At 64.3% G+C, this 19499-nt stretch carries 18 protein-coding genes; 12 read left to right on the plus strand and 6 right to left on the minus strand.

The window, feature by feature from the left end:
- Window positions 1-5 precede the first annotated feature (5 nt).
- Window positions 6-1193 carry an acetyl-CoA C-acyltransferase gene (locus tag F0A17_RS14875; RefSeq protein WP_149329120.1) on the minus strand — a complete coding sequence of 396 codons (1188 nt, stop codon included), beginning with the start codon at window positions 1191-1193 and terminating at the stop codon, window positions 6-8.
- Between the two features lie 159 nt (window positions 1194-1352).
- On the opposite strand from F0A17_RS14875, the gene F0A17_RS14880 reads away from it, so the two are divergent.
- The 5 genes from F0A17_RS14880 (at window position 1353) to F0A17_RS14900 (ending at window position 7358) form a co-directional block, all read left to right on the plus strand.
- Entirely contained in the window at window positions 1353-1958 is a 606-nt protein-coding gene (locus F0A17_RS14880) for a TetR/AcrR family transcriptional regulator (protein ID WP_149329121.1), read from the plus strand.
- Between the two features lie 192 nt (window positions 1959-2150).
- Window positions 2151-3827 (plus strand): AMP-binding protein, encoded by a 1677-nt coding sequence (locus F0A17_RS14885; protein WP_149329122.1) that lies wholly within the window; start codon window positions 2151-2153, stop codon window positions 3825-3827.
- A 17-nt stretch (window positions 3828-3844) separates the two neighbouring features.
- Complete coding sequence (locus F0A17_RS14890; protein WP_149329123.1) at window positions 3845-4612, plus strand: SDR family NAD(P)-dependent oxidoreductase; 768 nt, start codon at window positions 3845-3847, stop codon at window positions 4610-4612.
- Between the two features lie 88 nt (window positions 4613-4700).
- Entirely contained in the window at window positions 4701-5153 is a 453-nt protein-coding gene (locus F0A17_RS14895; protein ID WP_149329124.1) for a MarR family winged helix-turn-helix transcriptional regulator, read from the plus strand.
- Window positions 5154-5546: 393 nt separating this feature from the next.
- Window positions 5547-7358 carry an acyl-CoA dehydrogenase C-terminal domain-containing protein gene (locus F0A17_RS14900; protein ID WP_149329125.1) on the plus strand — a complete coding sequence of 604 codons (1812 nt, stop codon included), beginning with the start codon at window positions 5547-5549 and terminating at the stop codon, window positions 7356-7358.
- 191 nt (window positions 7359-7549) lie between these two features.
- On the opposite strand, the gene F0A17_RS14905 is transcribed toward F0A17_RS14900, so the two are convergent.
- Entirely contained in the window at window positions 7550-7852 is a 303-nt protein-coding gene (locus tag F0A17_RS14905) for a winged helix-turn-helix domain-containing protein (protein WP_149329126.1), read from the minus strand.
- 155 nt (window positions 7853-8007) lie between these two features.
- Here F0A17_RS14905 and F0A17_RS14910 point away from each other — a divergent pair, with 155 nt between their 5' ends.
- Window positions 8008-8274, plus strand: a complete 267-nt coding sequence (locus F0A17_RS14910) for a hypothetical protein (RefSeq protein WP_149329127.1) — start codon at window positions 8008-8010, stop codon at window positions 8272-8274.
- 5 nt (window positions 8275-8279) lie between these two features.
- Here F0A17_RS14910 and F0A17_RS14915 read toward each other — a convergent pair whose 3' ends face one another.
- Window positions 8280-8705: a DUF721 domain-containing protein gene (locus F0A17_RS14915; RefSeq protein WP_149329128.1), complete on the minus strand. Its 426-nt coding sequence runs from the start codon at window positions 8703-8705 to the stop codon at window positions 8280-8282.
- A gap of 177 nt (window positions 8706-8882) precedes the next feature.
- Between F0A17_RS14915 and F0A17_RS14920 the strand changes: the two genes are divergently transcribed.
- The 4 genes from F0A17_RS14920 to F0A17_RS14935 all read left to right on the plus strand — a co-directional run bounded on the left by F0A17_RS14920 (window position 8883) and on the right by F0A17_RS14935 (window position 14381).
- Window positions 8883-9263 (plus strand): hypothetical protein, encoded by a 381-nt coding sequence (locus F0A17_RS14920; protein ID WP_228716918.1) that lies wholly within the window; start codon window positions 8883-8885, stop codon window positions 9261-9263.
- Between the two features lie 76 nt (window positions 9264-9339).
- Window positions 9340-12081 carry a preprotein translocase subunit SecA gene (gene secA / locus F0A17_RS14925; protein WP_149329129.1) on the plus strand — a complete coding sequence of 914 codons (2742 nt, stop codon included), beginning with the start codon at window positions 9340-9342 and terminating at the stop codon, window positions 12079-12081.
- A gap of 24 nt (window positions 12082-12105) precedes the next feature.
- Window positions 12106-13335, plus strand: coding sequence for a bifunctional glutamate N-acetyltransferase/amino-acid acetyltransferase ArgJ (argJ, locus tag F0A17_RS14930; protein ID WP_149329130.1), 1230 nt, complete (start codon window positions 12106-12108; stop codon window positions 13333-13335).
- Window positions 13336-13421: 86 nt separating this feature from the next.
- Window positions 13422-14381 (plus strand): Nudix family hydrolase, encoded by a 960-nt coding sequence (locus F0A17_RS14935; RefSeq protein WP_149329131.1) that lies wholly within the window; start codon window positions 13422-13424, stop codon window positions 14379-14381.
- Window positions 14382-14712: 331 nt separating this feature from the next.
- Here the strand turns inward: F0A17_RS14935 and F0A17_RS14940 are convergent, their stop codons facing one another.
- Both F0A17_RS14940 and F0A17_RS14945 read right to left on the minus strand, forming a co-directional pair.
- A complete protein-coding gene (locus F0A17_RS14940; protein WP_149329132.1) occupies window positions 14713-15615 on the minus strand; it encodes a carbon-nitrogen hydrolase in 903 nt (300 codons plus the stop codon).
- Entirely contained in the window at window positions 15612-16673 is a 1062-nt protein-coding gene (locus F0A17_RS14945; RefSeq protein ID WP_149329133.1) for an agmatine deiminase family protein, read from the minus strand. Before F0A17_RS14945 ends, F0A17_RS14940 begins: the two co-directional genes overlap by 4 nt.
- A gap of 163 nt (window positions 16674-16836) precedes the next feature.
- Between F0A17_RS14945 and F0A17_RS14950 the strand changes: the two genes are divergently transcribed.
- Both F0A17_RS14950 and F0A17_RS14955 read left to right on the plus strand, forming a co-directional pair.
- A complete protein-coding gene (locus F0A17_RS14950; protein WP_149329134.1) occupies window positions 16837-18078 on the plus strand; it encodes a lipoprotein-releasing ABC transporter permease subunit in 1242 nt (413 codons plus the stop codon).
- Window positions 18071-18802 carry an ABC transporter ATP-binding protein gene (locus F0A17_RS14955; protein WP_149329135.1) on the plus strand — a complete coding sequence of 244 codons (732 nt, stop codon included), beginning with the start codon at window positions 18071-18073 and terminating at the stop codon, window positions 18800-18802. Before F0A17_RS14950 ends, F0A17_RS14955 begins: the two co-directional genes overlap by 8 nt.
- A 34-nt stretch (window positions 18803-18836) precedes the next feature.
- Here the strand turns inward: F0A17_RS14955 and F0A17_RS14960 are convergent, their stop codons facing one another.
- Window positions 18837-19376 (minus strand): DUF2062 domain-containing protein, encoded by a 540-nt coding sequence (locus F0A17_RS14960; protein WP_149329136.1) that lies wholly within the window; start codon window positions 19374-19376, stop codon window positions 18837-18839.
- Between the last annotated feature and the right edge of the window lie 123 nt (window positions 19377-19499).

Consider the following 19499-nt stretch of genomic DNA (forward strand, 5'->3'; position numbering starts at 1 on the left):
GCCGTTCAGTCGATCAGTTCGACCGCGACCGCGGTGGCCTCGCCGCCGCCGATGCAGAGACTCGCGATACCGCGCTTGCCGCTGCGGGAGCGCAGGGCGTGGATCAGGGTAGCGATGATGCGTGAGCCGGTGGAGCCGATCGGATGGCCCTGAGCGCAAGCGCCGCCGAAGACGTTGACCTTGCTGTGCGGGATATCGAGCCCATCCATGGCCAGCAGGGTGACCACGGCGAACGCCTCGTTGATCTCGAACAGGTCGACGTCGTTCACGCTCCAGCCAAGCGTCCTCATCAGCTTGCCGATGGCGCCCACCGGAGCAATGGTGAATTCGCTGGGGTGCTGGGAATGGGTGCTATGGCCGAGCATGCGGGCCAGAGGCTTGGCGCCGAGCCTGTCCGCTGCCGTTTGGCTCGCGAGAATCAAGGCCGAGGCGCCGTCGGAGATCGAGCTGGCGTTGGCGGCGGTGATCGTCCCGTCCTTGGCGAAGGCGGGGCGCAGCTCACGAATCTTGTCGAGCTTGGCCTGGAACGGCTGCTCGTCGTGCTCGACGACGCTTTCGCCGTGGCGGCTGGTGACGGTGACCGGCGCCATTTCGGCCTTCAGGTGGCCGGCGTTGGTGGCCTCCATAGCGCGCTCCAGCGAGGCGATGGCGAAATCGTCCAGGCGCTCGCGCGTGTAACCGCGCTCGGTGGCGATGTCCTGGGCGAAGGCGCCCATCAGCTTACCGGTCTCGGCGTCCTCCAGGCCGTCGAGAAACATATGGTCCTTCAGCTCGCCATGACCTAGGCGATAGCCGGTGCGCGCCTTGGTCAGCACATGCGGCGCGTTGGACATCGACTCCATGCCACCGGCCAGGATCACGTCGCCACTGCCGGCGCGGATCAGATCGTGCGCCATCATGGTGGCCTTCATGCCCGAGCCGCACAGCTTGTTGATGGTGGTGGCGCCGATGCCATCCGGGATGCCGGCCTGGCGCATCGCTTGTCGGGCCGGGCCCTGTTTGACGCCGGCGGGCAGTACGCAGCCCAAGATGCCTTCGTCGATGCTCGATGCCTCGATGCCGGCGCGCTCGATGGCAGCGCGAATCGCCGTGGCCGCAAGCTCGGGGGCCGTGACGCTGGACAGGCTGCCCAGCATGCCTCCCATGGGAGTGCGGGTGGCGGAAAGGAAAACGATATCGGTGGGATGGCTCATGGCATCTCTCCTGACTTGTGATTATCGGGGCGTGAGGCGCGACAACATCGGCTTCGCTCCGGCACCTGCCGCTGGCGTGAATGCGCTAGCGCTGCGTTGACCTGTCGGCGTCGCTGTGTTCTTCTCAAGATCAACCAAGCAAGCGCTAGTGTAAACCCGATGAATGCCGTTAACGAGTCCCCACGCCGCAAGGAATTGACCCGTCTGGCCGCCCAATTGTTCGTTCAGGAGGGCTTCGACCGGACCACGGTGCGCATGCTCGCCCAGGAAATGGGCATTAAATCCGGGAGCCTGTTCCATCATTTCCGCGATAAGCAGGAAATACTTGCCGCGGTGATCGAAGAGGGCACCCAGAACGCCCTAAGCCTTGCCCGCCAGGCGCTCGAAAGCTGTGGCGATTCCGCGCGCGAGCGTCTGCATGCCATGGCCCGGGCCCATCTGGAAACGCTGCTGACCGATCGCAATGCCCACGTGGTGGCGCTCTACGAGTGGCGGCGGCTCGATGCCGCGGCCCGCGACCATCTCAGTCATCTACGCGACGCCTACGAGGCGCTGTGGGAGCAGGTAATCGATGAAGCGCTCGAGGCCGGTCTCGTTCACGGTGACCGCTTTCTGGTTTCACGCTTCGTCATGGGGGCGCTGAATTGGACGGTGCGCTGGTACGATCCCGAAGGTGAGCGCAAACCAGGGGATCTCGCCCATGAGCTGGTCGCCATGATCACGCCTGCCGCCCCGCTGACGGCATCGGAATCGACCAAGGTCTAGCTTCCGGTTGGCGTTTGAGGGGTTGCCCTACCCCGGCTTTGCTTCTAGCTTGTACCGAGCGCTTGCTAGGTTGACGCTTACGTCAACTGCCTCTAAGCAGAGAAGGTATCGTGCGCCGGTCATGGTCAGACGCCATGCCGGCGACGCATTCCACACAACAAGCACAAACCGGTACAAGAGGGCAGTCCCGCCATGAGCACCCACACCCTTCCCGAATATTCCGCCTACCTCGAGCGATTCTCCATCGACGAGGTCATCGCCCGACTCGATGATCACGTCGATGGCAAGTTCAATGCGTACGAGTCCTGCTGTGGACGCCATCTGCGTGCCGGTCGCGGCGAGGTGCTCGCATTGGTGCACGAAGATGCCCAGGGTAGCGCCAACCGCCTTACCTATGCCGAACTCGAGGCCCGGAGTGCGAAGCTGGCCGGCTGGTTCGCCGAGCATGGCCTGGGAGTGGGTGATCGTATCGCCTGCATGCTGCCGCGCTCGCCCGAACTGCTGGTGGCGGTGCTGGCGGCCTGGCGTATCGGCGCCGTTTACCAGCCGCTGTTCACCGCCTTCGGCCCCGATGCCGTCGATTATCGCCTCGGCCGCGCCGACACCAAGCTGGTGATTACCGACTCGGTCAACCGTTTCAAGTTCGACGGCCTGACACAGAGCCCTCCGGTGCTTGCCGTGGGGGGGGCTGGCGTAGGCCGCGATTCCGACTGGGATTGGGCCGAGGCGCTGGGGCATAGCCCGATCCAGACCCAGCCGCCGCGGCTGGCGCCGGACGCCCCTTTCCTGCAGATGTTCACTTCGGGCACCGTGGGCAAGCCCAAGGGCGTCGCGGTACCGCTTTCCGCCATGCCGGCCTTCGCGCTCTACATGGAACTTGCCATCGATCTGCGCGAAAGCGACCGCTTCTGGAACATGGCCGATCCGGGTTGGGCTTACGGGCTCTACTACGCCATTGCCGGACCGCTGCTGCTGGGCGTCACCACGCACTTCTGCGAGGCGGGCTTCAGCGCCGAAGGGGCGCTGGACTTCATGACGCGACACCGCATCACCAATTTCGCCGCCGCGCCCACCGCCTATCGTCTGATGAAGGCTTCGGGCCTGTTCGACAGCGCCCATGAGACCCTCGAGCTACGCGTGGCCAGCTCGGCTGGCGAGCCCCTCAACACCGAAGTGGTGACTTGGGTCGAGCGCTCGCTGGGCTGTTCGGTCATGGATCACTATGGGCAAACCGAAACCGGCATGACGTGCTGCAATCACCATGCGCTGGAGCACCCCAAGCACGTCGGTGCCATGGGCGTGCCGATGCCGGGTTATCGGCTCGCCATCCTGGACGCCGAATACAACGAGCTGCCCCCCGGGGAGCCGGGGGTACTGGCGGTGGACATCGCACGCTCGCCGGCGCACTTCTTCGCCGGTTACACCTGGCAGGAGAAACATCCGTTCGCCAACGGTTACTACCTGACCGGCGACGTGGTGATCCGCAATGAGGATGGCACCTTCCAGTTCGCCGGCCGTGACGACGATATTATCACCACCGCGGGCTACCGCGTCGGGCCCACCGACGTCGAGAATACGGTCATGACCCATCCCGCGGTGGCGGAATCCGCTGCGGTGGGGCAGCCCGATGAGATTCGCGGTGAAATCATCAAGTCCTACATCGTGCTGCGTGAAGGCTTCGAGGCCAGCGATGCCCTGGCCGACGAAATTCGTCAGCGTGTGCGCGAACGGCTTTCCACCCATGCCTTCCCGCGGGTGATCGAGTTCGTCGACACCCTGCCCAAGACGCCCAGCGGCAAGATCCAGCGCTTCAAGCTGCGCGCCGACGCCGCCGAGAAGGCGGAAGCCGGTGCGCCGGCAGCGAAATGAACCGGGAGATCCCATAGATGCAAGTGAAGGACCGTACGTTTCTGATTACCGGCGCCGCCTCCGGCCTGGGGGCGGCCACCGCCGAGCGCATCGTTGCCGGCGGTGGCCGGGTGGTGCTGTGCGACCTCAGCGAAGCCGTCGAGGCGCATGCAGAAGCGCTGGGTGACGCCGCGCGCGCGGTGCGGGGCGACGTCACCTCGGCCGACGACATGCAGGCGGTGATCGATGCGGCCGTTGCGCTTGGCGGTGAGAGTGGGCTGGCCGGCGTAGTGCACTGCGCCGGTGTGGTCAGCGTGGCCAAGCTGGTCGACCGCGAGGGCAACCCCGCCGATCTCGACGCCTATGCCCGCACCGTACAGATCAACCTGGTCGGCACCTTCAATGTCATGCGCTTGGCGGCCGCCGCCATGGCTCGGAATGCGCCGGGTGAAGATGGCGAGCGTGGGGTGATCGTCAATACCGCCTCCATCGCCGCCTTCGACGGTCAGGTCGGCCAGTGCGCCTACAGTGCTTCCAAGGCCGGCGTGGTGGGCATGAACTTGCCAGCGGCGCGTGAATTGTCTCGTCACGGCGTGCGTGTCATGGCGATAGCGCCCGGCGTATTCCAGACCCCGATGATGAGTGACATCCCCGACGAGGCGGCTAAGGCGCTAGCCGCCGCGGTACCGTTCCCCAAGCGGCTTGGGTTTCCTGATGAATTCGCTCGGCTGGTCGAGCAGATCATTACCAACCCCATGCTCAACGGCGAAGTGATCCGGCTGGATGGCGGCATTCGCATGCAGTGAGCGTTGGTGGGGGCCGCTTGGCAGGTGTCGGCTGGCGCGCTAGCGTGTGGCGCACGACAAGACGCGCCAAGAACAGGGGAGTGCCCGCATGGCCAGCCAGGAGACCGGCTCCGACCTTCAACTCGACAACCAGCTCTGCTTTACGCTCTACACGACCTCGCTGCTGATGACCAAGTTCTACAAGCCCCTGCTCAAGGGGCTTGGCCTTACCTATCCCCAATACCTGGTGCTGCTCACCCTTTGGCAGGAGGACGGTCAAAGCGCCGGCGCCATCAGCCGACGTCTGATGACCGATACCGGCTCGCTGACGCCCGTATTCAAGCGCCTGGAGGCTGATGGGCTGCTAAAGCGGGTGCGTAGCCGCCGTGACGAACGGGTCGTCGAGCTGTTTCTCACCGAGCGGGGCAGGGCCATGCAATCGCAGGCCGAGGAGATACCCGACTGCGTGGTCATGGCCAGCGGCCAGTCGCCAGACGAACTGGTCGAACTCAAGGCGCGTCTCGAGATGCTGCGCGATAGGCTCGAGGAAGCCATGCCCTGACCACGCCTGCCTCTGACTCAATCACGCTACCGCCGTATGGCTCGCTTAATTGCTTAGTGCACAATAGTTTATTGTTATTTTGATTGGTGCGCGTTCTATTGGTGTGATTCGAGAGTTCTGTAATCTGTTGCAGCAAGTAGTTTTCTCTTTCAAGCACTCTCCTGAGCCGAATAGACGAGGTTCGCCGTGGCTTGCACTCCGATGTTGAGCCTGGCTGCCGGTGTGGCATGGGTGAGCCTTCGTCGGGTCGTCACGAGCATGAATAAAACGAGCGCTTGACTAAGCGTTGCATGCAGGCTAGTTTCAAACACATGTTTGAAAGAGGCTTTGCCGCTTTCACGCGACCGACTTCAGGCGACCTTTTTGCCCAGGCGATCTTTTGGAGAAGTGGAGATGCCCGACTATCAGGCCCCCCTGCGCGACCTTCGTTTCGTGATGGACGAAATGCTGAACTATCCCGCTCACTATGCCCGCTTGCCGGGTGGTGAAGAGGCCACACCCGACGTGGTGACCGCCATTCTCGAGGAGGGCGCTCGCTTCGCACGCGAGGTACTGCTGCCGCTGAACCAGAGCGGCGATCAGGAGGGATGCCTGCTGGAGGGTGGTGAGGTCAAGGCGCCAAAGGGCTTCAGGGAAGCCTACCAGCAATTCGTCGAGGGCGGCTGGCCGAGCCTTGCCGCCGATCCTGCCCACGGCGGTCAGGGGCTGCCTCATTCGCTGGCCATGGCGCTCAACGAGATGATCTGCTCCACCAACCTGGCCTGGGGCATGTATCCCGGCCTCTCCCATGGCGCCGCTGATGCCCTGCGCCACCATGGTACCGAGGAGCAGCAGGCCACCTATCTCACCAAGCTGGTGGAAGGCGTATGGACCGGCACCATGTGCCTGACCGAACCGCACTGCGGCACCGATCTGGGGCTGATCAAGACCCGCGCTGTGCCTACCGCCGACGGTGCCTATGAGATCACCGGCACCAAGATCTTCATCTCCGCCGGCGAGCACGACCTGGCCGAGAACATCGTTCACCTGGTGCTGGCCAAGCTGCCGGATGCGCCGGAGGGCTCCAAGGGCATCTCGCTGTTCGTAGTGCCCAAGTTCTTGCCCGATGCCGAAGGCAACCCCGGCAAGCGTAACGGCGTCAGCTGTGGCTCGCTCGAGCACAAGATGGGCATCCATGGCAATGCGACCTGCGTGATGAACTTCGATGGCGCCCGTGGCTTCCTCGTGGGTCCGCCCAACAAGGGGCTGGCGTGCATGTTCACCATGATGAACGCTGCGCGCCTGGGCGTGGGTATTCAGGGGTTGGGCCTGACCGAGGCGAGCTTCCAGAACGCGCTGGCCTATGCCCGCGACCGCCTGCAGATGCGTGCGCTCTCTGGGCCCAAGGCGCCGGAAAGACCCGCTGATCCGATCATCGTTCACCCCGACGTGCGACGCATGCTGCTGACGCAGAAGGCCTTCGCCGAAGGCGGGCGGATGCTGGTGCTATACACCGCCCAGATGCTCGATATCGTCGAACATGGCCAGGACGCGTCGGAGCGTGAGCATGCCGAGACCCTGCTCAGCCTGCTGACGCCGATTGTCAAGGCGTTCCTCACCGAGGTGGGCTTCGAGGCCACCAACGAAGGCGTGCAGGTTTTCGGTGGCCACGGCTTCATTCAGGAGTGGGGCATGGAGCAACTGGTACGCGATGCGCGTATCACGCGCCTCTACGAGGGCACTACCGGTATTCAGGCCCTCGACCTGCTGGGCCGCAAGGTGCTGATGAGCCAGGGCGAGAGTCTCAAGGTCTTCACCAAGGAAATTCACACGTTCTGCAAGGCAGAAGAAGCCAACGGCGAGCTGGCCGAATTCGTCGGCCCGCTGGCCAAGCTCAACGCCGAATGGGGCGAGCTGACCATGGGCATCGGCATGAAGGCCATGAACGATCGGGAGGAAGTGGGCGCGGCCAGTGTCGATTACCTGATGTACTCCGGCTACGTGACGCTTGCCTACCTCTTTGCCCGCGCGGCGAAGCAGGCTCGCGAGGCGCTCTCGGCGGGCAGCGACGAAGCGGCCTTCTACGAGGCCAAGATCCACACAGCGCGCTTTTACTTCCAGCGTCTGTTGCCGCGCACCCTGGCTCATGCTCGCATGATTCAGGCTGGCGCCGAGCCGCTGATGGCACTGTCACCGGAGGATTTCGGTCGCGGTTTCGAAATCTGACGTCGATCGAGCATGTCTCTCGGTCAGGTGACCGATCGGTGGTTTGCGGCGGGCCTTGCCCGCCGCTTTTCGTTGGGCTTCGTTCGGCTGGTTTCTCGCCACTGGCATTCCGCGGTCGGCTCCGTCGTCGCACTGGGACCGTCGTGCGTCTCCCGCCGTCCTCATGGAAGATGGAAGAGCTGCGGGGCGTCTCATGTCAGCGGGGGGTAGCCCAGCGCGTCGCGTATCCGTTCGGCATGGCGGGCCACCCAGGCCGGGTCGATGGGGCCCCAGTCGACGATCGTATAGCGCCCGCTGTTGTGACGTTGGCCTGGCGTGGGCCGAAATTCGTAGCGCACGTCCAATTCCTCCAGTGCTTTCAGCGTGTCCTGCGCAGTACGCCGTGGCATGCCGGTGGCCTCGAGGAGAGCCGGCACGCTGGCGATGCCGTGCTCGATCAGGTGGGCCAGGTAAAGGCGTCGGTAGAAGCTGGACTGTGTCTTGCTGAGTGTCATGCGGAATTTCCTGGAATCGGGGCGCTGCCGACAGCATAGCGTCCGCCGGCGGGCGGCCTCCACCCCCGCCTTGCCCTGTACCGAGCGCCTTCATCACCTACAGTGAAGGAGTGACCCTGCAGCACTTGGCAAGGACGGCATAACGGAGGAGAGCCATGTCAACCCAACAAATGGAAGTGAGCAAACACGAGCTGAAAGAACAGGTAGGGCGCTGCATGTTCGGGGAGCGCTTGGTGATCGAGCACGAGGGCAAGCGTTTCTCGGCACGTGTACAGCATGTCGGGGTTACCGGAGTGAAAGTCGTTCCCGAGACGGATCTGCTGGAGCATGAGGGAGAGCCGGGCGATCTCAACGGTGTCACCGTCTCTTACGACGATATCCGCGAGGTGGAGGTGGGAGACGTCATCTACCAGTTGAAGTAGGGGGCTTATTCGTCTCGCTCGGCATGCGAGGCGAGTCGCTCCAGCGCACGCTTGAGCCTCGGGTCGTCGATATCGGCGGCACAGGCGGATATCTCGTCGGCGGCCGGGGCCGGCAGTCGGCGAACCTGGCGAAGGGGGGGCTTGACGGGGCGCACCGGACGCACCTTCAGAGTGAAGCCGCTTACCGGGGCGAACTCGGGCAGGCGATGCAACAGGTCGAGCAGGCGCGGCTGCTCATAGCGCAGCCAAGTCAGCCATACGGCGCGATCGGTGAGTAGCGTCAACTTGCCGTCGCGAAACCCCCCGACGAAGACATGGTCGCGTACTTCTTCGGGCAAGTGGTCTCGCAGGTGCTGCTGGGCCTGGGCGATGGCCTTCGCGATGCGCATCAGCGGCGCCAGCTCGCCACGCCCGTCGAGCAAGCGTGACATGGGCTGGGCTCGTGAACGCTTAACCTTTATACTCATGAGCTTGTTTCTCGGGGCGGAAGCCTTGTCCGGATGACGCGGGCAGGTCGAACATACCATCTGCCTCGGAATGCGCTAACCGGCGTTCGTCGCCGGCGCCCGACACATCACAGCCTATCACGCTCGGAGTTCGTCGACAGCATGACCGCCGCCCCGATCACGCACCAGCGCACCGACAGCCCGCCCTCGGGGGCGGTGACACGCTGCCGGTTGCGTTCGCGCTGGTGGCTGGCGGGCCTGTTGGTGACTTGCCTGCTGCCGGCGGGGCTGTCCCAAGCGGAAACGCTGCGCCTCGCCGAGCGAGTGGTCCATACCTGCATTCTCGCTCCGACGCTGATGCGCGCGCGCTGCCGCTACGTGGCGCGCCGACGCGCTTCACCGCACTGGCCACCGCGTCGCCTGGTCGTCACCGCGCATCGGACGCCCACCCCACGTCGACCGCGGCCGTTCCGTGCCCGCTGGGCGGCCGCGCATGACGTCCTGACGCGCCGCGGCCCGCCCGGTGTGTGTCGCTGCCCTTGATCCACGATACTACCGGCGGGGCTGGTTCGGACCAGTCTTCGCGCCGGCTAACGCGACACGCAGAGATGGACGTCTCATGATCAATACGTTGTTACGCAAGGTCGTCGGCTCCAAGAACGACCGCGAAGTCAAGCGCATGCAGCGCCAGGTGGCGCAGATCAACGCGCTGGAACCGCAGTTCGAAGCGCTCGATGACGCCGCCCTCAAGGCGCGCACCGAGGAGTTTCGCGAACGTCTGGCCGGCGGCGAGAGCCTCGATGCCCTGCTGCCGGAGGCCTTTGCCACGGTGCGCGAAGCCAGCAAGCGCGTAATGGGCATGCGCCATTTCGATGTCCAGATGATCGGCGGCATGACGCTGCACCGCGGGCGCATCGCCGAGATGAAGACCGGCGAGGGCAAGACCCTGGTCGCCACGCTGGCGGTCTATCTCAACGCACTACCCGGCCAGGGCGTTCACGTGGTCACGGTGAACGACTACCTGGCGCGCCGCGACGCCGAGTGGATGCGGCCGCTCTACGAATTCCTGGGCCTCACGGTCGGCATCATCTTCGCCGGCCAGAGCGGTGAGCAGAAGCGAGCCGCCTATGCCTGCGACATCACCTACGGCACCAACAACGAGTACGGTTTCGACTACCTGCGGGATAACATGGCCTTCTCGCTGGAGGACAAAGTCCAGCGCAGCCTCAGCTTTGCCATTGTCGACGAGGTGGACTCGATCCTGATCGATGAGGCGCGTACTCCGCTCATCATCTCCGGTGCAGTGGACGAGAATACCGAACTCTACAAGGTGGTGGACAAACTCGCGGCGCACCTGGTCAAGGGCGAGGTGTCGGAAGACCCCGAGGCTCCCGTCAGCGGTGACTTCGTGCTCGAGGAGAAGCACAAGCAGGTCGAGATCACCGAGGCCGGCCACCACAAGGTGGAGGAGTTGATGCGCGCCGAGGGGCTGCTGGGCGAGGACGATTCGCTCTACGCCGCACAGAATCTCAATTTGCTGCACCATATGCATTCGGCCCTGCGCGCCCGTCACCTTTACCATCGCGACGTCGACTATATCGTCGTCGACAACCAGGTCGTGATCGTCGACGAACACACCGGCCGCACCATGCCCGGTCGCCGCTGGTCCGAGGGGCTGCACCAGGCCGTGGAGGCCAAGGAGGGCGTGCCGGTGCAGCGCGAGAGCCAGACGCTGGCCTCGACCACCTTCCAGAACTATTTTCGTCTCTACGACAAATTAGCCGGGATGACCGGTACCGCCGATACCGAGGCCTTCGAGTTCCGCCAGATCTACGGCCTTGACGTGGTGGTGATTCCCACCAACCGGCCGCTGATTCGTCGCGACCTCAATGACCTCGTCTATCTCTCGGCGGAGGAGAAGTTCGAGGCCATCATTCAGGACGTCAAGGAGCAGACCGAGGCCGGCCGTCCGGTGCTGGTGGGTACCGCCTCCATCGAGACCTCCGAGTACCTCGCCGGGCTGATGAAGCAGGACGGGCTCGGCTTCAACGTACTCAATGCCAAGCAGCACCAGAGCGAGGCCGAGATCATCGCCCAGGCGGGGCGACCCGGGGCCATCACCATTGCCACCAACATGGCCGGTCGCGGCACCGACATCGTGCTGGGCGGCAACTGGGAAGCCGAGGCGGCCAAGCTGGAGAATCCCACCGAGGAGCAGCTCGAACGCCTGCGCGAGGAGTGGCGCGAACGTCACGAAGCCGTGCTCGCTGCGGGTGGACTGCACGTGATCGGGTCCGAGCGCCATGAATCGCGGCGTATCGACAACCAACTGCGCGGTCGTGCCGGTCGCCAGGGCGACCCCGGCTCGACGCGTTTCTTCCTGTCGATGGAAGACAGCCTGATGCGCCTGTTCGGTTCCGACCGCGTGCAGCGCATGATGAAGGCGCTGGGGCTGGAGCGCGGCGAGGCCATCGAGCACAAGATGGTGACCAACGCCGTCGAGCGAGCCCAGAAGAAGGTCGAGAGTCGCAACTTCGATATTCGCAAGCAGCTGCTGGAATACGATGATGTGGCCAACGATCAGCGTCGCGTGATCTACGAGCAGCGCAACGAGATATTGGCCGTCAATGACGTCTCGGCCAATGTCTTAGGGATTCGCGACGAGGTGCTCGATCAGGCGATCAGCGAGTTCGTGCCGCCGCAGAGCCTGCCGGAACAGTGGGATCTGGCTGGGCTGCAGGAGCATCTGAAGACTGAATTCAACCTCGATGCCCCGGTGATGGAGTGGGCCGAGCAGGACGAGCGCCTCAGCGAGGAGCAGCTGCGCGAACGGTTGCAGGAGATGCATCGCAGCATCTACCAGGAGAAGGTCGATACCGCGGGCCCCGAGCTGATGCGCCGTTTCGAGAAGCAGATCATGCTGCAGGTGCTCGATACGCGCTGGAAGGAGCACTTGCAGTCGATGGACCATCTTCGTCGGGGCATTCACCTGCGCGGCTATGCGCAGAAGAATCCCAAGCAGGAATACAAGCGCGAAGCCTTCGAGTTGTTCCAGGCCCTGCTGACCAACATCAAGGCCGATATCACTCGCATTACCAGTCACGTACATGTGCGCAAGCCGGAAGAGGTCGATGAGCTGGAGCGGCAGCGCCGCGAGGCGCTGGAGCGCGAGAAGGCGGCTGCGGCCAGCCGACACGATGCTCCTCAACCCGAGGCGGAGGAGACACATGGTCAGCAGACGGCGGCTTCGACCGCCGAAGGACGCCCGGTGCGTCGCGAGGGACCCAAGGTGGGGCGCAACGATCCCTGCCCATGCGGATCGGGGAAAAAATACAAGCAGTGCTGCGGCAAGCTGAGCTGACCGGAACGGACAGGAGACGACACGATGGCTGTGGGTGAAACGCGCTTTCCGGCGATGCCGGCGATCGATGGGTTGCGCTTGGGCACTGCCATGGCCGGTATCAAGACACCGTGCCGCCGCGACCTGGTGGTGGTGGAGATCCCCGCGGGCGCCCGGGTGGCGGGCAGCTTCACCCGCAATGCCTTCTGTGCCGCGCCGGTGACATTGGCCAAGGCCAACCTGGCGGCATGCCGGGCGAAGGGAGAGGGCCCACGCTATCTGGTGATCAATACGGGCAATGCCAATGCCGGCACCGGTGAGGTTGGACTACGCGACGCCAGGGCCACCTGCGCCGAGCTGGCCAGGCTGGCCGGCGTCAACGAGGACGGCGTGCTGCCGTTTTCCACCGGTGTGATCGGCGAGCCGCTGCCGATGGAACGTCTGCTGGGCGGGTTGCCGGTCGCGCTGGCGTCGCTGGGTGCGGATGGCGAAGCCTGGCATCAGGCCGGGGAGGGGATTCTCACCACCGATACCCGGCCCAAGGGGGCCAGCGTGACTCTGGCCCTAGGTGAGCGCACTGTCACGATCAACGGTATCAGCAAGGGCTCGGGCATGATCAAGCCCAACATGGCCACCATGCTGGCTTTCGTCGCCACCGATGCTGCCATCGAGCAGGAGCTGCTCGATTCGCTGTTGCGCGAAACGGTGGACCGCTCGTTCAACTGCATCACGGTGGACGGCGACACCTCGACCAACGATGCTTGCATGCTGATCGCCACAGGCCGTGGTGCCACGGTTCACGGCGACGAGGAAATAGCGGTGTTTCGCAACGGACTTCAGCGGATCATGACCGAGCTGGCCCAGGCAATAGTGCGAGACGGCGAGGGTGCCACCAAGTTTGTAACGCTGCAGATCGAGGAAGCTGCGAGCCGCGAGGAGGCGCTGGATGTGGCCTTCACCGTGGCCCATTCGCCGCTGGTCAAGACCGCCCTGTATGCTTCCGATGCCAACTGGGGGCGCATCCTGGCTGCCGTGGGGAGAGCGCCGCTAGCCGATTTCGATGTTTCCCGGGTAGCCATCGACCTGGGCGACGTGCGCCTGGTGGAGCACGGCGGGCGTGCCACGGGCTATACCGAAGAGGATGGAAGTCGAGTGATGGGGCAGGAGGAAATCACCATTCGCATCGCGCTGGGGCGCGGCGAGGAGGTGGCCACGGTGTGGACCACCGATTTGTCCCATGATTACGTCAGCATCAACGCCGACTATCGCAGCTAGGCGGCATCAGTGCGGCCTGAGCCAGAGTACACGACCCTGCGCCAGTCGATTGGCGCAGGTAGAGCGGGTAGGAGTCAATGAACGTAATGGTGAAGAGAAGGGTGCACGTGGCAGCGGCCGCCATCATCAGCGGCGATGGCAAGAAGGCGCTGATTGCCCGCCGTCCGTCCAATGTCGACCACGGTGGGTTGTGGGAATTCCCCGGCGGCAAGCTGGCCCCCTACGAGACGGGGCTGGAAGGCCTCAAGCGCGAGCTCCACGAGGAGCTGGGGGTGGAAATCAAGCGTGCCCAGCCGTTGATCCGGGTTCACCATGAATACCCTGACAAGCATATCCTGCTCGACGTTTGGCAAGTGCATGAGTTCAGCGGTGAGCCGTTCGGTCGCGAGGGCCAGGCGGTGCGCTGGGTGCCGCTCGACGAGCTGGTGAATTATCCATTCCCGGCGGCCAACCTGCCGATCCTGCAGGCGGTGATGCTGCCCACAGAATACCTCATCACCGGTGAGGAGAGCGATGAAGCGAGGTTCGATGCTTGTCTGCAGCGGGCGCTGGAGCAGGATGGCGTGCGATTGGTGCAGTTGCGTGACAAGGCCCTTGGGGAGGCGGCTTACCTCGCCCGTGCCGAGCGGGCACTGGCGCTATGCCGGAAATACGGTGCACGCCTTTTGCTCAATGGCGAGCCGGAGTGGCTGGAGCGTGTCGATGCCGATGGCATCCACCTGACCAGTGAGCGGTTGATGGGGCTCGAGCGGCGGCCTATCTCCGAAACCAAGTGGCTGGCAGCGTCCACTCACGATCGTCGTCAGCTTGGCCAGGCGGCCCGGATCGGCTGCGACTTCGTCACACTGTCGCCGCTGCGTACAACGCCGTCGCACCCCGAGGTTGCGCCGATGGGCTGGCACGACTTTCAGCAACTGGTGGAACGTGCCGCCATGCCGGTATTCGCACTGGGCGGTATGACCCGTCACGACGCCAACCACGCTCGTGCTGTGGGTGCCCAGGGCATTGCCTCGATCCGCGATTTCTGGAAAGCGCCGGAAGCCTGAGCTCGGCTGTAAACAGAAAAACCCACCGCATGCCCTGTCGCGGTGGGTTTTTCTTTATCCGCCGGACCCGATAAGCCTCTGTGGCCTATCCCCGCGGCTGTTCTGGTGACAGGTTACAGGGCGCTGGATCGTCGATGAGGCGCTGTAACCCCTTCCTTGGGCGCTACTTTTGCCCTGCTTCGCTCGCGCATCCTGCTCCGCTTGCAGGACCCGTGCTGGCCATCCATTGGCCAGCCCGTTCGGAGCTATGCTCCTAACCCATGGAAAAGACCGCCTCTCCGGCCTGCCCCCAGTGCCGCTTACGCTGGTGCGTGTTTCACGGCAGGATATCTCAGTCTCTGTAACGTCGGGTCAGGTCGCCATAGGCGTCGATGCGGCGGTCGCGCAGGTAGGGCCAGATGCGCCGGACGTCCTCGCCGCGGCTCATGTCGAGAGTGACCAGCAGGCGCTCGGCCTCGGTGCCGCCGTGGGCCAGCAGCTCGCCTTGGGGGCCGGCGACGAAACTGCCACCCCAGAAGTCGATGCCCTCGCCTACGCCGGAGTGGTCCGGCTCGTGACCGACACGGTTGGCCACGATCACGGGTACTCCGTTGGCTACCGCATGGCTGCGCTGGATCAGGGTCCAGGCGTCCTTCTGACGCGCTTTCTCGGCACTGTCGTCGGACGGGCTCCAGCCGATGGCAGTGGGGTAGAGCAGCACTTCGGCACCCGCCAGCGCCATCAGTCGCGCTGCTTCCGGATACCACTGATCCCAGCACACCAAGAGTCCCAGCCGGCCCACCGAGGTATCGATGGGTTGGAAGCCCTGCTTGCGACTGTCGTCCTGGTCGCCGGGAGCGAAGTAGAACTTCTCGTAGAAGCCTGGATCGTCGGGGATGTGCATCTTGCGGTAGACGCCTACCTGGCCGCGGTCGCGGTCGTAGACCACGGCGGTGTTGTGGTAGAGGCCCGGTGCGCGGCGTTCGAACAACGAGCCGACCAGGACGATGCCGAGCTCGGCCGCCAAGGCGGCGAGGCGTCGTCCGGTGGGGCCGTCCAGCGGCTCGGCCAAATCGAACAGCTCGGTGTCCTCGTACTGGCAGAAATAGTGCGTGGCATGCAGCTCCTGGAGCAGCACCAGTTCGGCACCGGCAGCCGCCAGCTCGCGTACGCCGGCCTCGCTCTCGGCCAGGCTGCGCTCCTTGTCCGGCCAGGCGGGTTGCTGGACCAGGCCGACCTTGAGGGTGCGGGTCATGAGGTTTCTCCTTGCTGTGTAGCGTCATTCACGCTGCCCCGGGGGAGCTGCATGGTCAGGCAGTGCAGGCTGCCGTGCTGGCGGATCACGTTCGAGCAGTCGATGGGCACGATGTCTCGGCCCGGGAAGGCCTCGGCCAGGACAGCGAGTGCCCGGCTATCGGCGGCATCGCCATAGACAGGCACCAGCACGGCCGAGTTCACGATCAGAAAGTTGGCGTAGGTTGCCGGCAGCCGATGCCCGTCCACGGGATCGAAGCAGGAGCGCGGCCAGGGCAATGGCACCAGCCGGTAGGGCTCGCCGTCGGCGCGACGAAAATGCTTCAGCTCGACCTCCATCGCGGCCAGGTCCGGGTAATGCGGGTCGGATGGATCATCGCAGCGCACATAGGCTATGGTGGCCGGGTCGCAGAACCGCGCCAGGGTATCCACATGGCTGTCCGTATCGTCGCCTTCCAGATGACCGTTGGCCAGCCATAGCACCCGCTCGATACCGAAGTCCTTCCTGAGCAGTGACTCCACCGCTTCGCGATCGAGATGGGGGTTGCGGTTGGGGTTGAGCAGGCAGGCCTCGGTGGTGAGCAGGGTGCCTTCGCCATCGGTATCGATGGCGCCGCCCTCGAGGACGACCTCACGCCGCTCGACGGGGCAGGCGTAGATGCCGGTCTCTGCCAGGCGCTGCGTCAGCCGGTTATCGCGTTCGGCCTCGAACTTGCCGCCCCAACCGGTGAAGACGTAATCGAGCAGCACGGGCCGTCCGTCGCGCTCCACCGCGATCGGACCGTGATCGCGTGCCCAGGTGTCATCCGCCTCGACTACCGTCAGGTGCAGGCGCGAGGCCTCGACGCCCAGGTTGGCGAAGCGACTCAGCAGTTGGGCGCGGGTGGCGGCGTCGGGCACGGCGATCAGTACGCTTTGGTATCGTGCGATGGCCACCACCAGCGCTTCCATGGTGGCCTCGATGCGTTCGATCAGAGGCGCCCAATCGCTCGAGGGGCTGGGCCAGGTGAGTTGTACGGCATCCTGGGGGTGCCATTCGGGAAGCAGGCGGTTGGCCATGGAGTGAGCCTCTTTAGTAGCATCGGCAGCCGGTGGGTGCACCGAGTCGGCGCAATGTAGGCTCAGCCCGGTAATGTTGCAAGTCTCGGGGAAACCGGGTGCACCCGATGCAGCGGCGCGTAAAAAACCGTACCATGACCCCCCTCTGACAAGGAACGCAACGATGCTCGACCGCCTGCCACTGCTGATCGGCCTACGTTATGTGCGCGCCAAGCGCCGCAATCATTTCATCTCCTTCATTTCGCTCACCTCCATGCTGGGATTGATGCTCGGCGTGGCGGTTCTGATCCTGGTGCTCTCGGTCATGAACGGTTTCGATCATGAACTGCGCACCCGCATTCTCGGCATGGTGCCGCATACCAAGATCGAGTCGCGCAGCGGCCTGGTCGATTGGCAACCGTTGGCCGAGCAACTGATGCAGCGCGAGCGTGTCATCGGTGCGGCGCCCTATGTCGAGCAGCAGGGCATGTTCTCGGTCGGTGGGCGCAACGAGGGTGCCATGGTCAACGGTATCCACCCGGAATGGGAGGACCGGGTCTCGATCATCGGCTCTCATATGCGCCAGGGCAGCCTTGATGATCTGCAGCCGGGTGAGTGGAACATCGTGCTGGGGGCGCTGCTGGCACGCCATCTGGGCGTTGGGGTCGGCGACCGCGTCACTCTGCTGGTTCCCGAAGCCTCGATCACGCCGGCCGGGGTTTTTCCACGGCTCAAGCGCTTCACGGTTAGCGGCATTTTCAATGTTGGCGCTGACCTCGACGCCAATCTGGCCTACGCCAATATCGAGGACATGCAAACCCTGGCGCGACTGGGCGATGCCGTGGGTGGACTGCGCCTGGAGCTGAATGACCTGTTCGCCGCCTCCAGCGAGACGCGCGCCATCATCGACGAACTCGGCTCGGGCTATCGAGGCTTCGATTGGACCTTTTCCCACGGCAACCTGTTCCAGGCGATCCAGATGGAGAAACGCATGATCGCGCTGCTGCTGACGGTGATCATCGCCGTGGCCGCCTTCAACATCGTTTCGACCCTGGTCATGGTAGTGACCGACAAGCATGCTGATATCGCCATCCTGCGCACGATCGGCGCCACACCACGCTCGATCATGGGTATCTTCGTGGTGCAGGGGCTGGCGATCGGCGTAATCGGCATCGCCGTGGGTGTCGGACTCGGCATTCTCCTGGCGTTGACAATCTCCGATCTGATCGGCTGGGTGGAATCGACGTTCGGTATCCAGTTCCTTGACGCCGGGGTCTATTTCATCAGCGACCTGCCGTCACGGCTGCACTGGGAGGACGTGCGCAATATCGTTGCCGCCGCCTTCGGCCTGACCTTCCTGTCGACGCTCTACCCGGCCTGGCGTGCATCGCGAGTCCAGCCGGCGGAGGTGCTGCGCTATGAGTGAAACAACCGTGAACAAGGAAAGCCTCGTGAACCAGACGGCGAATGGCAGGATCATGCTGGCTTGCCGCGACCTGACGCGCATCTATCGCGAGGGGCCGCAGGACGTCACCGTGCTCGATGGCCTCTCACTCGAGGTGCGGGCCGGCGAACGGGTCGCGGTGGTCGGCAGTTCGGGGTCGGGCAAGACCACCCTGCTCAACCTGCTCGGCGGGCTCGACCGTCCGACCCGCGGCGAGGTGTCGATCGCGGGGGAGTCGCTGCTCGACCTGGGCGAGGCGGCGCTGGGCAAGTTTCGCAACCGTCGCATCGGCTTCGTCTACCAATTTCACCACCTTCTCGCCGAGTTCTCCGCGCTGGAGAACGCCGCATTGCCGCTGATCATACGCGGTCAGCGCAAGAGAGCGGCCGAAAGCCGCGCCAGGGAGCTGCTGGCCAAGGTGGGGATCGAGCACCGCGCCGACCACAAGCCGGGCGAGCTATCAGGCGGCGAACGCCAGCGTGTGGCTATCGCCCGGGCGCTTGTCACCGATCCGAGCCTGGTGCTGATGGACGAGCCGACCGGCAATCTCGATCAGAGTACGGCCGCAAGCATCCTGGCGCTGATGGATGAATTGGCGAGAACGACCGATTGCGCTTTCGTGGTAGTGACTCACGATCCGTCGCTGGCCGCCCATCAAGACCGCGTGATGAAGCTCGATGGCGGGCGCCTGACCGAACAGCGTTGAGCGGCACCCGCCTCTCGAACCCCGTAGAGCGGGGCTAGGTGTCTCGCTCCAGTCGTCTGCGACGGCGCTTCAGGGCGCGTCGCTTCCAGCTGCGCGAAACACGCCAGCGCCACAGCAGCCGAACCACCGCGTTGGCCAGAACGGCCAGCAGCACGGCTGACACCACCGAGCCGAGGGCGAGCGCCGGCAGGATGTCGGCCATGCGCTCGGCAATCCAGCGCGTCGAGATGCGTGTCGGAGCCTCCCGGGCCGGTGTCTCCATCAGCCAAGCGCCGAGGCGATAGTTACCGTAAAAGACCAAGGGCATGGTCAGCGGGTTGGTGATCCACACCAGGCCCACGGAGAGCGGGAGATTGCAGCGCAGCAACCAGGCGCCGAAGGCAGCGACGGCCATTTGGAAGGGAATCGGCAGCATGGCACTGAACAAGCCGACCGAAAAGGCGTTGGCTACGGTTCGCCGTGACAGCGCCCAGAGCCCAGGATCGCCGATAACGTGGCCCAGGAAGCGCAGCGAGCGCTGGCGCCTGAGCGTTTCGGGGTTGGGCATGTAGCGCTGCAGGAATCGGCGCGGCATGGCGTTGGCTCGCTGCTTCGTGACCCGGTTATTATCCATGGATGGCCGTTGACCCGCCATGTCATGCGTTGGCAGGAAGTTTGCCTTCGCATGCCTGGTGAAACCGGCTCGAGTCGCGTTGGA

Source organism: Billgrantia pellis (genome assembly GCF_008297955.1).
GTDB lineage: Bacteria > Pseudomonadota > Gammaproteobacteria > Pseudomonadales > Halomonadaceae > Halomonas > Halomonas pellis.